The sequence below is a fragment of the Paenibacillus mesophilus genome, from assembly GCF_005938385.1.
GTDB classification, from domain to species: Bacteria; Bacillota; Bacilli; order Paenibacillales; family NBRC-103111; genus Paenibacillus_AB; species Paenibacillus_AB mesophilus.
This window is the reverse complement of the sequence record NZ_VCRA01000026.1, coordinates 1-14,994: the sequence shown is the minus strand read 5'-3', so window position 1 is coordinate 14,994 and position 14,994 is coordinate 1. Positions and strand designations below refer to the sequence as shown.

Sequence of the window (14,994 nt, the reverse complement as noted above, 5' to 3'; positions counted from 1 at the left end):
AATTCGGCAAGAAATATCTTGAAACGCGGTCTGGAGCAGGTCGCGTAGTCAGAATTGGATCTTATATATTCGTAGGTGTGGTTCACGCCGAATTGACGCTTGTGGAGACTGTGTAAGACCTGTGGTTTGCAGGCAGTGGTCGTTGAAGCAAGAAGCTCCCGCCTCTTAACAGAGTGTAGGCGGGGGTAGTTCACCGCAATATGGGTCGACAAACCTACAACAGCCGAAACGATACACCGGTTGATTCCCGACCTGTCCGAGGTGTACGCACCGGCCATATCAAGTTTGTATGAGCAGGCGCTCATCCTTGCGATGCAAAACCAACCCAAACATTTAGAGCAGCAGATCGCCTATATGACTATGCAGAATACGACAAACGGACAACTAATTCCATACGTTCTCAAGCATCTCATCGATAACGGAAAGCTTCGCGAACCTGCCCCACACCAAAATAAACGATCACGACATGGATGGGTTTGTGTAAGGAAACCACTGTTCCCAGCCAGTAACAGGCAGACTTATTCTAGTTACAGTAAGAACACCAAGCCCTTCGGAACTTGCCGATGGGCTTAGTGGCTTTCGGGACGTTTAGCGTTAATGATGCAGATTACCGTATTGTTCTGCGGACTTCAGCTTTCCCGGTGTAGTTCCCCAATATTTTCTGAAAATGCGGATAAAGTGGCTGGAATCCGTAAAGCCGAGCGTATCGGCAATATCGGCGGTCTTGAAGTTTTCGAGCAGCATTTGTTTGGCTCGCTCCATTCTCAGCTTCAGCACGAACTCCGAGAAAGGGAAACCGACTTCACGCTTGAACAGCCTGCTCAGATGGGAGGAGTTGATATGGAGCTTATCCGCAATATCGTTTAACGATTGCCTCAGTCCCGCGTCATGGTCCAATTGAGCCAATACTTGTCGAATGATTTCGTTCGTTGAGGATGGCTGTTCCATCGCAAGAGATGCTTCAGGATTCGTATTACGCCTCTGGGCAGAACCGTTGCGGCCGGCTATATCGCATAAGACTTCGATGTTGATGGATTGTTGTTCGATCGGATTTTCCGATACCCTCAGCCGAACTTCCCGGGTGACAGCATCGAATTGCCAACCTTCTACGACCGCCTTCTCATCGGAGCCGGGTTGGTTGAAGGGAAAAGGTGCGCCATTCACCAGCAGTTCCAGCGGCACGGCTCTCATATGGATCCTAACTTCATACAATCGTTTAGTCGGCAAGCCGTTAAAAACTCCCGTTCGAGGAGCAATGGAAATGGAAATCCGCCCGTTTCCCGCCAAGAAACCCATATTGGTTTCTGCGAACTCCCGTTCCTTATAGCCGTAAGTGATGCCGTCATCCTCGTACAACCGATATTCGCCCGATTCTCCGGATGGATAGAAACGGACACGGATTAGCTCCGGTAAGTCGGGGCCGACATGGCTGATCTCCGGCCATTCGGGAATGATGGCACCCCCGCGGACGAACAAAGGGCCTCCGGCATGCGGAGGGATCTCATAATCGAGCTCCAGCGGACCGGCAAACCATTCTCCCGACCAGAAATCGTACCATTCGCCTTCGGGCAAGTAAACGTGCCTCTCCAATGCGACCAGCAGCGCATCCCCCAACATATATTGCATCAACAAGCCGTCCGACATCGGGTCATCCGGATAGACCAGCGGCATGGGCCGTATGACCGGCATACCCGATCGAGCTGCTGTATGAACGGCGGAGTATAGGTAGGGGAGGAGCCGGTAGCGAAGCTTGGCGTACATGCGGAACATCTGCAGCAGTTCGGGCTCCAATAAATTCGGATGATGCCAATAGGCCCAGCTGTTTACCTGGGACAACGTTTGCAAAAATCCGAGATGAATGCCGCTGGGTGACTGTACGTCCATATCGGTTAAGGCGTACACGTTGCCGGACATATTTTGGTTTAAAAGTGCGATCGCATTTTTATGGTGGTAATCGGCCCAGGTGGCGGCATACTTTTGAATCCCGGCGTAACCGGACATCGAGAAAAGCAGCGGGCGGCGCCCCGTCTGGTTCGAATAGCCGAGATGCATCTGTTTGCAGAGCAAAAGCTGGTATAAATGGTGCATATCCGCGGAGCTCATCTTATTTGCCCATTCCAAGCCGGGAATATGATCGAACACATATCCTTCCAATTTGAACGCCGATACGCCTTGATCGACAAATTTCTTCAGATGGTCGTACCAAGCTTCTTGCCGTTCCCCGTCAGGCTCGTCCCCCGACTCGGCCGCCAGGAGTCTTTCCTCTTCCTGGGTTATGTCATATTGGCAGCACAGCCACATGCTCAGCTTGAAGCCCATCCTCTCAAGCGCTCCCATGAACGTGCGAGGGCCTTTCGGGTTCCAGGCCGGAATGGCGAAGCGCTCCGGATGCCATTTCTTCTCGGTGGAATGATCGCGGTACGTTTCCATCCAGCCGGGCTCAAGACCGATTGTATCGCAAGGAATGCCTTCGCGCCGGAAGTTCATGCCATCCTCGATGATGTCGCGAGCGGTAGCATATTGATTGCTGAGATAAGTCAGTCCGTAAGCCCATATCGGCAGGAGCGAAGGTTTGCCTGTCAAGTCCGTATAGCCGTCCAGAAGTTCGCCGTAATTGTCGCCTGCAATCAAGAAGCAATCCAGCTCGCCATCGGCGGCTCTGAAGCTGAGCCGGTCGGAGACGGTGCAGCCGATATCGATCGTGTGAATCCGTGTCGTATTGATCAGAAGCGCCCATCCTTTACTGCTCATGAGAAAAGGGATAGGTACTCTGCTGTTATCCATTGCCATCCGTATCTCCGCACACAGACCTCTTAGTTGGAGACGGTCTTTCGCTATATCGCCCAATCCGTACAGCTTCTCGTCTTCCGCAAGCCGGAACTGCGCTTCGAAACCGCCCACTCGACCGGATCGCGGTGGGATTGCGCTGGAAGTCAGCACGGATCCGTCCGTACGGGACAATGCGATCGTTCCGTCTCGTTTGTCGACCGAAATCACGGCATATTGGGTCATCACGGTCACTTGGCTCGAAGTGTCCATAACGGCAAATTCGGGTTCGGCAGCACCTTCAACTGTCAAAAAACCGTAACGGACCAGCGGCGGTTCCGGAAAATCGGAGCACTCGCTCATACGGAACCGGAACGTACGAGCGGACACGACTTGAATGCATACGAATGGACCGTCCGGCAGTCGGAAAAGGAAGGGAGAGGACAAGGCGGTATACCCCCAAGGCAGGAATTTTCCAGGAAGTGCAACCATTTTACCATGGCGCTTGGAAGAAGTCATCAGGATACCATTTTCTTGCAATCAAACTGCATAGGTTTGCCGGAGCCTACTCTTTACAATGAAGATAAGCGAATTGAAGGAGTTGGAATGGTGTGGAACTATATGTAGACGTCCCGATGCGAGATGGCGGTACAGTAAGAATCGAGCCCGTGTCCAGAAATATTTTCCGAATCCGACATGGAGCGGATTTCCGGTTTCCGGAAGCGTCATTGGTGAAATACGGAGTCGTGAGAAGCGATTGGCCGCGACCGGAGTTTGCTTGTGAGGATCGGGACGGGATCGTGTCCATTCGAACCGAGCATGCCCAATTAAAAGTAAATAAGGGAGACGGGCGAATCGCGTTTCTTGACGAACAAGGCCGTATGCTGCTTGAGGAAACGCAAAGGCAGGCCGGCGCCAATGCCGGATTCGCCGCCGAATTCGCGCTTGCCGACGACGAGAAGCTGTACGGATTGGGGGACGAATCCAGACATCTCCTGCAGAAGCGGGGCCACCGGGCCAAAATGTGGGTGAAAAATGTCGACTGTTACGCGCCGATCCCGTTTCTGTACAGCAGCAAAGGCTGGGGGATGTTCCTCAATACGACTTGGAGACATTTTTTCGATCTGGGGTACCAGAAGCCCGATCGCTGGAAAATGTTCGCCAAACGGGGGGAACTGGACTATTACCTGATCGCCGGAGCGGACTATGGCGAGCTGTTGGATCGGTATACCGATATTACCGGCAAACCCGAGCTGCTGCCCCTGTGGGCATACGGGTTAACGTTCGTATGCAACCAGCAGGCCAACGCCCGGGAAATGCTCGACGATGCCATGCACTTCCGCCGGGAAGGCATCCCCTGCGATTTGATCGGCTTGGAGCCGGGGTGGATGGAACGCCATTACGACTATTCGGTGGACAAGAAGTGGCATCCGGACCGTTTCTATATACCGGGCTGGGCCGACAAGGGACCGCAAACGTTCATCGGCGGGCTGGAACGTCTCGGCTTCAAGCTCAGCCTATGGCTGTGCAGCGACTACGATATTACGTACCAGGAGGAAAAACTCGCCGGACAAAAGAGGACGGCGGCCGAGCCCGAAGCTCCCGTTAACGGCGACTACAATGCGGACGATTTCGAGCAAGATTTGAGAGCCCACGCACCGGTTTACATGGATCGGCTGACCAAAAGGGACGAACCGTGGTTCCGGCATTTGACCGCGTTCGTCGATCAAGGGGTCAAAGCGTTCAAAATGGACGGCGCCCGGCAAGTAAACGAGCATCCCGATCGCAAATGGGGCAACGGCATGGACGACGAGGAGCTTCATAACGCTTATCCCGTGCTGCTCAACAAGCAAATGTACGAAGGATTCCGCGAGCATACCGGACTGCGGCCGATGATTTATACATCCAGCGGGTATGCCGGCATACAGCGTTATGCCGCGACATGGGCGGGCGATACGGGAGGCGGTCCGAAGCCGCTTATCTCGATGTTGAATCACGGGATGATCGGACACGCACACGCCAGCTGCGATATGGACGTGTTCACGCCGGAGGGCATCCATTTCGGCTTCCTGCAGCCGTGGTCTCAAGTGAATAGTTGGGCGTATTGGCGGCATCCATGGCTGCTGGGCGATAAGCTGCTGCCTATCTTCAAATATTATGCGAAGCTGCGCTACCGGCTGCTCCCCTATATTTACTCCGCCGCCCATACAGCCGCGAGAACCGCCATGCCGATTATTCGTTCGATGCCGCTTGCTTATCCGGACGATCCCGCATCCGACCGGCTTATGCAGCAATATTTGCTCGGGGAAAGCTTGCTTGTCGCGGCATTTACCAATCAGGTTCACCTTCCCGAAGGAACGTGGATCGATTACTGGAGCGGTCGTCATTACACCGGACCGGCGGATATTGTGGCAGAGGTGCCGGACGACCGGGGCGGTCCGTTATTCGTGAAAGCCGGGGCGATCATTCCCATCTGGCCGGAGATCGATTACGTCGGACAGAAGCTTCTAGATGCGATCGGTCTGCACGTTTACCCGCACGGATCGAGCGAGTTTACCTTATATGAGGATGACGGGGAAACGTTTCGATACCGAAACGGTGAGATAGCGCTTACCCGGATTACATGCGCCGCTGACGACAACGAGATTCGAATTTGCATCGGGGCCAGGGAAGGTCAATACGAGGGGATGCCTGGTCAGCGCTCGTTCGATCTCCAAATTCATACGGATAGTGAGCCGGCGGATGTTCGGCTGGACGACCATAAACTCCGTCCCGGGGCGGAATGGCATTACACGGAAGGATCCATCAGGCTGCGTGTAGAGGAAGAGACAGGCAAGCGGGGACCGCGCTGCATTCGTTGCAGCTTAAGGGCTTAACCTGCATTACTGTTAACTTTATAAATGTAAAATGGGGGAATCGACATGTTGAAAAAAGCTGCACTTTCACTGGCCTTACTAGTTCCAGTTGTCGCCGCATGCGGCGGCAACGATCGGAAAGGAGCGGGCGCGGAGAATCCGGGTCAACAGCCGAAACCGGCCGCCAAAGAGCCGATCGAACTTACCCTATCGCTTTATTCGGCAACTCCGGAGGAGTTCGAGAAATTTTACGTCGCTCCGCTCAAAGAAAAGTTTCCGCATATTACCTTGAAAGGAATACGGCCGGAGAAAGGGGCGTTCATCGAAGATTTGCTCGCCTCGGGTACCGTTCCCGATATTTTCGTAGGATCGAAAGGAGCTTTGCCGAATCAGCTGAACGGGCTCAGTTTGACGGAAGACATCGGGGCCTTGATCAAAAACAATAACTACGATCTGTCCAAACTGGATCCTGTCGCGGTCGATATTATGCAGAAAGCGACTAACGGCAAAATTGTCGGGCTGCCCTTAAACCTGAATGTAAACGCTTTATACTATAACAAAAATTTGTTCGATAAATTCGGCGTTCCTTACCCGAAGGACGGAATGACCTGGGATGAGACGTACGAACTGGCCAAGAAGCTTACCCGGATGGAGCAAAACGTCCAGTATCGGGGTTTCAGCGACCGCTGGGGTGATACGTTCTTCGCCGCCAACCCGTTCGAGCTGCCGTATTTGGACCCGAAGGAAGAGAAATCGACTTTCCAGAACGAGGGTTGGAAAAAAATCGCCGACAACTGGCTCCGCTTCTATACACTGCCGGGTCTCAAATTCGATCTGAAAACGGCATTCAAAGAAGAGGATCGCAAAGTATTCCAAACCGGCATATCCGGCATGACGATTATGGCCCTTGATGTCCCGAAGTGGGAATTCGCCTGGGATATCGTCTCCGTGCCGACTTACAAAGAAAAGCCGGGGATCGGTCTGCAAGCGAACGCGCGTTACAATTTCATTATGAAAGGCAGCAAAAAACAGCAAGCCGCGTTCGAAGTCGCCGCCTACATGACGTCGGAGGAATACCAGTTAAAAATGGCCAAGGACGGCCTATTCCCGGTGCTGACCGACGAGAAAGTCAAGAAAGTCTATATGGAAAACGATCCGGTGTACAAAGGCAAAAACATCAAAGCGTTTTATTACAATAAGTTCGCTTCCGAGCCGCAGGGCAGAGCGCCCGGACTTGTCAACGGCGTCAATGCGCAAGACAAATATTTGCTGCCGGAAATGATGAAAGTGCTCGCGGAGAATAAAGATTTAAACAGTGCGCTGCGGGATGCCCACGAAGGCGCGATGAAGGGGCTGGCCGAGGCAAAATCCAAATAACACGGTTGGAATTTATGGTTGGCCGGGAGTTGAATCTTATATCGTAACACTAGTGGCGGGCTCTCGCGAGCCCGCTTATCTTTTATTTTCCTATAAGTGCCATTACAATAAATAAGGTAGACAATGCCTCATGCCCTCTTATGATGACGATTGGAGGTGGAGCGAACTTGTCCGTTCGCAGACAGTATCAGCTGCAACCGCTGACCTTGCTCCAACGGCATTTACCAGTGCTTCACAGTAAGCAATAAAGGGAGGAATCGAATATGACTGAGCAAAACAATAACGTCATTACCGGATCGCAGAATAAGCTGATCGAATGCGTAGACCATGTTCAGTTACCGGTGAGCGATATTGACAAAGGAACCGAGTGGTACTCAAAAGTGCTTGGATTAGAGGTTATGGCTCCAGGATGGTTAAAATTTGGCCAGGGACCGCTATTAATGCTTCATCGTAGCAGCAAAAATACGAAAGTTTCTTGGTTATCGGAAGATGACTTTCCAATGCCCGCTTTTATGTTTTTGACCCAAAATATTAAAGCATTGCACGCTGCATTAACCGATAACAATACGTTGATCAGAATGTATCAAGATGAAGGCTTCGGTTGGGTGATTAAGTTCGTGGATCCGTTTGGAAATGAACTGGGCGCGTATGAACCTAAATGATAGGGCCGCGCGTAAACTGTATCGGATTGGACTGGATGAGCCCAGTTCCGGATTTTCCGGAACTGGGCTTGTTTTGTCTGCAATCCGAATTGACACTTCGGTGATGTCGTGTTACTGTATTAATTGATTAATACAGTAACACTGTGTTAATAGGCGGAGGTCTAGATGGAATTTAATCAGAAAGAACCGATTTACACGCAAATTATCGACGATATCAAATTCAAATTCATGAACGGCACGTACAAGCCCGGACAGGAAATTCCATCTCGCCGCGAGCTCGCGAAAACTTTGGGGGTTAATCCGAATACGATTCAGCGGGCTTACAGGGAGATGGAGGACATGAACTTGATCGTCACGGCAAGGGGGCAAGGCAGCTTCATGACCAGCGACGAGGGGATGCTGGAATGGCTCCGGGAAGAAGCAATGCGCGACGTAGTAGACAACAGCATCGGGATGATGCGGTCGTTCGGGAAATCCGACCGAGACATATTGGACTATATCAAGAAAGCTCTGGAAAGGAATAACCCGACATGATCAAAGTGAATCGCGCCGTCAAAACGTACGGAGGCAAGAAGGCGCTGGACAAACTGTCTTTCGTCGCGAAGGAAGGGCAGATCGTCGGATTGCTCGGCACCAATGGAGCCGGGAAGTCGACGGCGCTCAAGGCGATGGCTGGTCTGCTGCGGCTGAACAGCGGAGAGATTACGATAGACGGAATGCCGCCAAGCTTGTCCGCGAGAGGCATGCTGACTTATTTGCCTGATGTCGATGTATGGTACCCTTGGATGAAATTGTCCGACGCCATGCGTTTCATGAAGGATGTGTACTGGGATTGGGACGAAGCGAAGGCGGGGCATTTGCTGGATTTCCTCGAATTGCAGGCACATACCGTGATGCAGCAGGCATCCAAAGGAACGCGGGCGAAGATGAAGCTGCTGCTGGCCTTGAGCCGGCAGGCCAAATATGTACTCATGGACGAACCATTCTCGGGAATCGATCCGTTCGCGAGAAAGCTGATCGCTCAAGCGATCGTGGAAGATTTCATGGAAGAAGGGCAGACAATAGTCATTGCGACGCAGGAAGTGTCGGAAGTCGAAATGATGCTGGATGAAATCCGGTTTATTCATGAAGGGAAGCTGCTGTTGGAAGGAAATGTGGAATCATTGAAGCAGGAACGAAACATGCCGCTACTCGACATTTTGAAAGAGGTGTATGACGGTGCACGCATTTAGCCGCTTGTTGAAAACCGATTTGCGCAACCGCAGAAATACGCTGCTGATCGCGATCGGGATGCTCGTCTTGCTGAACGCGGCGCTGGCGCTGCTGCCGTTTTTGGAGATCTTCAACGGCATGCGATTGGACTTCGTTATGACGCTGAATATTGCGGTTTTTTGTTCGGCGCTGCTGATTCCTCTTACCCATTGTTTCTCGACTTGGCGCGAGGAATGGAAGCAGCGTTCGATCTATTTGCTGCTGTCGCTTCCAGTCCCGAGAACTCATCTACTCCTATCCAAGTGTGTCACGGTAATATTGGAAGCCTTGATCCTAACGGGAGTTATGGCCGCGGGTTTAAGCTTGCAAAATGGGCTTCACGACGGGCTGTTATTCCGCGCGGAACCGTTAGTGACTATGACTTGGGCGAAAGCGTGGTTCATCCTGCGGCTTCTTCTTGCCGGTCTTTGCCTCGTATCTCTTTGTTTTTTCAGCAGTTTGCTCGGTAAATGCTTTCGAAGATCGGCATTATTCGTTACTTTTCTGGTTTTTGTTGCGGGATTGCTTGTGACGATCGTAGCGATGGCCAATCTTCCGCCGTCTCTCGTATTTGTAATATTCGGGCTCGGATACTTTATCGGAAGCACCTATTTATTGGAGAAGAAAGCAGGGGTAGAATGATGAAAGTATCCTTTCTGGGCGAATTTCTATCGAATGCGGCCCAAGTAGGCAGCGTCGTTCCGAGCTCCCGCTTCCTGACGCGCAAAATGTTTCCGCCGACGATTCCTTGGCACAAGCTGGAGAGGATCGCGGAGCTCGGCCCGGGAACGGGGGTTTTTACCCGATACTTGCAGACAAGAAGAAGCGGTTCCAGCGAGCTCGTGCTGTTCGAGCAGAATGAAACGTTCCGAACGGAGTTAATGCGGCAATATCCGATGATTCCCATCCTGGACGATGCATTGCGCCTAGGTGAAGCGGTCGAGGAATCGGGGCGTCCTTTCGACTTGATCGTGTCGGGTCTTCCGTTCGCCAATTTTCCCGACCAATTGCAAGAGAGATTATTCCGTACGATCCATGACGCTTTATCGAACAACGGCACGTTCATCGCTTTTCAGTATACTTTGCTGCTCCGAAAGTCGTTTCAGGCACATTTTCCGTCGATGGAAACGGGGTATACCTGGATGAACGTTCCACCGGCGTGGGTGTTTAAGTGCAAAAAAAGATTGAGCTGAGAACGTGGGCGGATCGCAGGTGGTCCTGACGCTCCTTACGGTATCTCTGTACAGTCCGGAAACATCCGTTTCCGGATTTTGCTTTCTCGACACTTTAACTGAAAAAGCTATTGACCTAGATGACGTTCGGCTGTAAAAACTTCCCTACGTGCGTAGTCATTAGAGGAATCCGGCAGGCTTAACGAGATTTGCGGCGGTTGTTTGTTAAAATGGGTTATCGACGTGTTATCGGGAACGGCCATGACCGCTACGGGAAGCTGAATATTTGCTGGGGGCTAGCGGCTTGCGTCAGATGAGGCAGCCTTACAGGAAAAAATAGATTAGGAACGAATAAAGTAAAAGTAAACTGCTGCGGAAATGGAGATGGTCATCTTTTTCAATATCTTTAATAGACAAAGAAAGAAGGACAAAATTAGGCTTGAAAATTTAAAAAATGAATTTCAGTTTTATAAACCCATTTATGAATATGTTATGTTCGATGGGTCGATTTAAACTGGAAGTTATTAAGATTTTTTGTAAAGCATTTTGAAACAACTTATGAAATGCAAGGGCTTTTTAAAGATGAAACGACCCAATTAGATTCCTTGACCAAAACATATATTTCTTCACTGCTCTCATTCTTCGATGAAAAATCCACAAAAATGATTGAATACTTTGACCGTTATTACAACCCAATTATTCCTTTGAAGCCGCCAGTCGATTTCTATTATAAAAACTTAGACTTGATACAAAAAATGCAACTAGATATAAGAACATTGGTCGATGAGGGGCATATCTCATTAACGAAACTAAGGTATTTACATAACTATATTTTTTTTATTTATTTGGATACTGTAGAAGGAATTAAGAGGTTCGAGGTTCTTTCGAAGGAACTCGAACCTTCCTCTTAGGCGGTTTCAATATAAAGCTAACATGAAGGGCACAAGAAATTACTTCACGAGGCTGCCACGGAAATGACCGGCAGCTTTCCTGTGTTAGCGGGCAGGCTACTCTAATATGTCCGTCGACTTCAGTATTTTATTTCAATTTTATGGAGATGATTTTTTGAAACTTTTTGTTGTGAGACATGGTCAAACGGAATGGAATTATGAAAATCGAGTTTGTGGAGTATCTGATGTCCAGTTAACGGATAAAGGTGAAGAGCAAGCCAATGAACTGTCAAAAATAATAAAGGGGAAGCAAATAGACTTCATCTTAACTTCCCCGCTGTCTAGAGCGATAAAAACTGCTGAAATACTTTCAAGAGACACTAGCAAGAACCTCGTAGTTGACAACAGACTCATTGAGCGGGATTATGGGGCATTTGAAGGAGCTAATCGAGACAATACTAATTTTTTAGAAGCAAAAAGACATTTTTCAAGCAAGCTTTCTGGAGGTGAGTCAATTTTACAAGTAGCACAAAGAGTTTTCAATGTGCTTGATGAAATCAAAGAAAAGTATAAAAATCATAATGTTTTAATTGTAACCCATGGTGGCGTTTGTAGAATAATAAATGCTTATTTTACTGAGCAAACGAATGAAGAATTCTATCACTTTCATATTGGAAATTGTGAACTGAAAGAATATCACATTAATGAGTGTGATGATTGAACTCCCTCGGGCACTGATAATGAAATGAAATCACCAAAAAGGCCGCCTAGTAGCTAGACGGTCTTATTCAGTATCTCATACTGTCATAGGCTGGTAATTATCAGGTACACTCCGGAAAACAACAATAAAATGTAGGACAATACCCTAAATCCTTTCGGGCTAAACCGTGTGAACACCAGCTGTCCGCAAACAGTGCCTAGGAGCAGGGCTGGAATGGCTGCGACTGACGATACCCAGACCTGTTTTTCCGTCCCGCCGAAGCCGATTTGCATACCCAGACTGACCGAGTACACGAGCAAATAGTAAGCAAGCGTTGTGCTCCGAAGCTTCGATTTCTCCGTACCCGCGCCGGCAAAGTAAAGTAGCAGCGGCGGACCGGGAACGCCGATGCTCGTCGTCAGCAAACCGGAAACACCGCCCGTCAAATAGTCCCTGCCTGAAGTTTGCCGAATCGTGAATCGCGTAATCAGCAACAGGGTCAACAGGACGATCAAGCCTCCGATGACCAGCTTCATCACGCGGATGTCCATATACAAGTAAAGCAACAAGCCTGGAACGAGCATGACTAGACTTCCTTTGATCAGCCTTGCCATCAGCGGTTTGTCCACTTCTTTACCGATTTTGAGCAGCATAAACACGGAAATGCAGAGCGACAATATGATATTGATCTGAATCGCAGTATGCGCCGGATAAATCATCAGCAAGAATGGCGTGCCGATTATTGAAAAGCCGAAGCCGGTGCTAGCCTGCAGCAAAGATGCGACAAATACGACGATCGCGAGCATTATCCAATTTTCGATATGATCACCGCCATTCCTTCGGTTAAAGCCGTCCTTGCATTATAGACGCATGTAACTAGAAAAAACAACCTCTTGTCCCCTAAAATTAGTTATAGTAATTTCCCCCCCAGTAATACCATGACAGGTTGTGTTATGCTGGGCGTGCCGGTATCAGACAATACTGGGTTATAATATGGGATAACGATAGCGTAGAGAATATTATGGACTTACTACGCAAATAATCATTAACTATTTTGAAACTGATGAGTAGACGCTTGGATCAATTCCAGCAATTGCAACGGCAGCCGGCCAGAATGATCGGCTGCCGTTGCTCATCTAATGGGAGTTTAGTGAAACATATTCTGAATTTATTCGTTGTACACATATACAGATATACAGATATTGTAAATGGTTGTTATGTTACTGGTCAGGAGGTGCTGACTATTCAAAGGAGAAAATTATTTAGAGTCGCCAAACTGCTTTTAATAAGTATTTTGGCAATAATTCTTTTGGTGTCCAGCGATAAAAGATTTCCGTACCCCGAATTATTATCGAAGCAGAAAGGCAAGTATTATATCCTTTACGTAGGGGTTATAGAAAACAATCGGATGAGAAACCCGGATTTATTTACAAAAGTAAGTGGTAAGGAAGTTACAGGGGCCAAATTAATGTGGAGTTTAGAAAGCGCACAAAAGGAATATCCGAAATTAGAGTTGCATAATGCTCCAGTTTATGTGATTTTCGGTACAAAGAGGATGTTGCTGAAGACTGAAATCGAGAAGCAAGCTATGGATTTTTTGCTTAACGGTAGTAGATAAATACTGAGCAAAGGCCGTACCCGCGACATACGTCGATTATGAACGAAAACATCCTTTTAAATGGTAAGTTGAACAAATTTACGATCTGAAATGGCAAAGGCGCCATCGTTAAATCAAATTAGAATCCTAAGGGGAGTGGGAAAATGAAATTCGACATTCGCACGGAAACGTTTACGCCGGAGCATCCGGTTTTTCTTGCCGGCTTTGGGGCAAGAACCCACAAAAGCGATGGTGTGCTCGACGAGCTGCACGTTCAGACCGTTCTGCTGGAGGACGATGCGGGCAAGCGGCTGCTGCTGATTGCGATCGACGCGCTCGGTTGCGATCGCAGCTTTATGCGCGGCATCCGGCAATCTCTATTCAACGCGTATGGTATACGCGAGGATGAGCTGATCGTCAACTTTTCTCATACTCACGCATCCGTCTTCCTGACCGGGGAGGACGGTGATCGGCGCGGTCATTACAGCATAGGGCAGGATCATTGGCCAGAGAAAGCCGAAGATTTGGATTTCACCGAAGATATTGCCTTTTATCGCGGGTTGCGCGACCGGCTGCTCCGAATGACAGGCCAATGTATTGCTGGGTTGCGGGAGGGCGAGCTGCAACACGCGGCCGGTACAACAGGGATCGGCGTCTATCGGCGGGTGCGGACCGAGAAGGGGACCGTGATGGCGCCTAATTACGTACGTGCGTTCGACCGGAGCTTACATGTCCTGGAGCTGCTCAACGGAAGCGGCAAGACGGAGGCGGTACTGTTCTCCTGTGCTTGCCATCCGACGACGATGGGCCCGGACAATTATCGCTTCTCCGCGGAATATCCCGGAGTGGCGCGGCGATATATCGAATCGCTTGTGCCGGGGGCGACTGCTGTCTTCATCCAGGGATGCGCGGCGGACATCAAGCCGCTGCAAAGCGCGAACGGGAGCAAGTTCCACTCTTGCACACCGGATGAGATGCGGAAAGTCGGCCTTCAATTGGGCGAAGAGGTCGGAGGATTGCTGCAGCAAGGAAGCTTCTCAAGCGTTCATGGGGCTTTTGTTGCTTCTTCCTCAGATTTGCAGATTCCTGTCTTGGCCAACCCGATCGGGTACTTTGAACATAGAGCCGCTGATCCCTACACCGGTGAGTACGAGCGTAAGGCGCTCCTCCGTCTAATCGAGGCAATGCGGCGGGGAGCGGAACGGCGAGACCTGGAGCAGAACGTTACGGTGTGGCGCATCGGGGAACGGTTTGTTTTGGCGGCGCTAGAACACGAGGTGGCCAACGATTACGCTGCTTGGCTGAAGGATCGGTTTGAGGCGGAAGGCCTCGTTCCGGTCATCGCAGCCTACACTAATGGCGTCATGACCTATGTGCCGACCGCGGACATGTTGAGAGATGGCGGCTACGAGGCCGGTCACTACATTTATTGCAACCTGGCGGGACCATTGACCCCGAACGTTGATCGGTTAATCTGCTCGCGAGTGGTGGAAATGGCGGGTTTGCGATAAAAACAACACCGGCATCTCGATAACGAAACAGGACAGGAGTGGAAGCTGCGCGTTCGCGGAAAACGGAATTTACGTCCTCGCTTAAAGGGCAGCATTCCTGTAATGAAGAAATTCGCGGTTTGAACAAGAAAAAGGCCTCTGGTAACATGAAATTGTCCTGAGCTGGCCAGCAAAAAAGGACAAATACTCGTGTTCCAGGAGGCTACAATGAAA

The 14,994-nt window shown here is 49.9% G+C and carries 12 protein-coding genes; 10 read left to right on the top strand and 2 right to left on the bottom strand.

All coding sequences use genetic code 11. The features are described 5' to 3' along the window. Positions 1 to 594: 594 nt before the first annotated feature. On the bottom strand, positions 595 to 3,213 hold the full coding sequence (locus FE783_RS29600; RefSeq protein WP_158302105.1) for a TIM-barrel domain-containing protein: 2,619 nt from the start codon (positions 3,211 to 3,213) through the stop codon (positions 595 to 597). Between the two features lie 164 nt (positions 3,214 to 3,377). Here FE783_RS29600 and FE783_RS29595 point away from each other — a divergent pair, with 164 nt between their 5' ends. The 8 genes from FE783_RS29595 to FE783_RS29560 all read left to right on the top strand — a co-directional run bounded on the left by FE783_RS29595 (position 3,378) and on the right by FE783_RS29560 (position 11,694). Then, a complete protein-coding gene (locus FE783_RS29595) occupies positions 3,378 to 5,642 on the top strand; it encodes a glycoside hydrolase family 31 protein (RefSeq protein ID WP_138883005.1) in 2,265 nt (754 codons plus the stop codon). Positions 5,643 to 5,687: 45 nt separating this feature from the next. Further along, a complete protein-coding gene (locus FE783_RS29590; protein WP_138883004.1) occupies positions 5,688 to 6,998 on the top strand; it encodes an ABC transporter substrate-binding protein in 1,311 nt (436 codons plus the stop codon). 263 nt (positions 6,999 to 7,261) lie between these two features. After that, positions 7,262 to 7,660 (top strand): VOC family protein, encoded by a 399-nt coding sequence (locus FE783_RS29585; RefSeq protein WP_138883003.1) that lies wholly within the window; start codon positions 7,262 to 7,264, stop codon positions 7,658 to 7,660. Positions 7,661 to 7,825: 165 nt separating this feature from the next. Next, the gene (locus FE783_RS29580; RefSeq protein WP_138883002.1) at positions 7,826 to 8,194 is read left to right on the top strand and encodes a GntR family transcriptional regulator; all 369 of its coding nucleotides are present in this window, start codon (positions 7,826 to 7,828) and stop codon (positions 8,192 to 8,194) included. Beyond that, a complete protein-coding gene (locus FE783_RS29575) occupies positions 8,191 to 8,892 on the top strand; it encodes an ABC transporter ATP-binding protein (RefSeq protein ID WP_138883001.1) in 702 nt (233 codons plus the stop codon). Before FE783_RS29580 ends, FE783_RS29575 begins: the two co-directional genes overlap by 4 nt. Continuing rightward, positions 8,879 to 9,553, top strand: a complete 675-nt coding sequence (locus FE783_RS29570; RefSeq protein ID WP_158302104.1) for an ABC-2 transporter permease — start codon at positions 8,879 to 8,881, stop codon at positions 9,551 to 9,553. Before FE783_RS29575 ends, FE783_RS29570 begins: the two co-directional genes overlap by 14 nt. After that, the gene (locus FE783_RS29565; RefSeq protein ID WP_138882999.1) at positions 9,550 to 10,104 is read left to right on the top strand and encodes a class I SAM-dependent methyltransferase; all 555 of its coding nucleotides are present in this window, start codon (positions 9,550 to 9,552) and stop codon (positions 10,102 to 10,104) included. The genes FE783_RS29570 and FE783_RS29565 overlap by 4 nt, the downstream gene beginning before the upstream one ends. Positions 10,105 to 11,148: 1,044 nt before the next feature. Then, positions 11,149 to 11,694 carry a histidine phosphatase family protein gene (locus FE783_RS29560; RefSeq protein ID WP_158302103.1) on the top strand — a complete coding sequence of 182 codons (546 nt, stop codon included), beginning with the start codon at positions 11,149 to 11,151 and terminating at the stop codon, positions 11,692 to 11,694. An 83-nt stretch (positions 11,695 to 11,777) separates the two neighbouring features. Here FE783_RS29560 and FE783_RS29555 read toward each other — a convergent pair whose 3' ends face one another. Beyond that, on the bottom strand, positions 11,778 to 12,479 hold the full coding sequence (locus FE783_RS29555; protein ID WP_138882997.1) for a sulfite exporter TauE/SafE family protein: 702 nt from the start codon (positions 12,477 to 12,479) through the stop codon (positions 11,778 to 11,780). Positions 12,480 to 12,748: 269 nt separating this feature from the next. Here FE783_RS29555 and FE783_RS29550 point away from each other — a divergent pair, with 269 nt between their 5' ends. Next, complete coding sequence (locus tag FE783_RS29550; RefSeq protein ID WP_138882996.1) at positions 12,749 to 13,291, top strand: hypothetical protein; 543 nt, start codon at positions 12,749 to 12,751, stop codon at positions 13,289 to 13,291. 143 nt (positions 13,292 to 13,434) lie between these two features. After that, positions 13,435 to 14,781 (top strand): hypothetical protein, encoded by a 1,347-nt coding sequence (locus FE783_RS29545; protein WP_138882995.1) that lies wholly within the window; start codon positions 13,435 to 13,437, stop codon positions 14,779 to 14,781. Positions 14,782 to 14,994: the final 213 nt, after the last annotated feature.

Bases quoted from the DNA above. Each gene is read 5' to 3' on its own strand.
- FE783_RS29590 (WP_138883004.1), top strand. From the start codon at position 5,688: ATGTTGAAAAAAGCTGCACTTTCACTGGCCTTACTAGTTCCAGTTGTC.
- FE783_RS29575 (WP_138883001.1), top strand. From the start codon at position 8,191: ATGATCAAAGTGAATCGCGCCGTCAAAACGTACGGAGGCAAGAAGGCG.
- FE783_RS29580 (WP_138883002.1), top strand. From the start codon at position 7,826: ATGGAATTTAATCAGAAAGAACCGATTTACACGCAAATTATCGACGAT.
- FE783_RS29555 (WP_138882997.1), bottom strand. From the start codon at position 12,479: ATGCTCGCGATCGTCGTATTTGTCGCATCTTTGCTGCAGGCTAGCACC.
- FE783_RS29585 (WP_138883003.1), top strand. From the start codon at position 7,262: ATGACTGAGCAAAACAATAACGTCATTACCGGATCGCAGAATAAGCTG.
- FE783_RS29545 (WP_138882995.1), top strand. From the start codon at position 13,435: ATGAAATTCGACATTCGCACGGAAACGTTTACGCCGGAGCATCCGGTT.
- FE783_RS29565 (WP_138882999.1), top strand. From the start codon at position 9,550: ATGATGAAAGTATCCTTTCTGGGCGAATTTCTATCGAATGCGGCCCAA.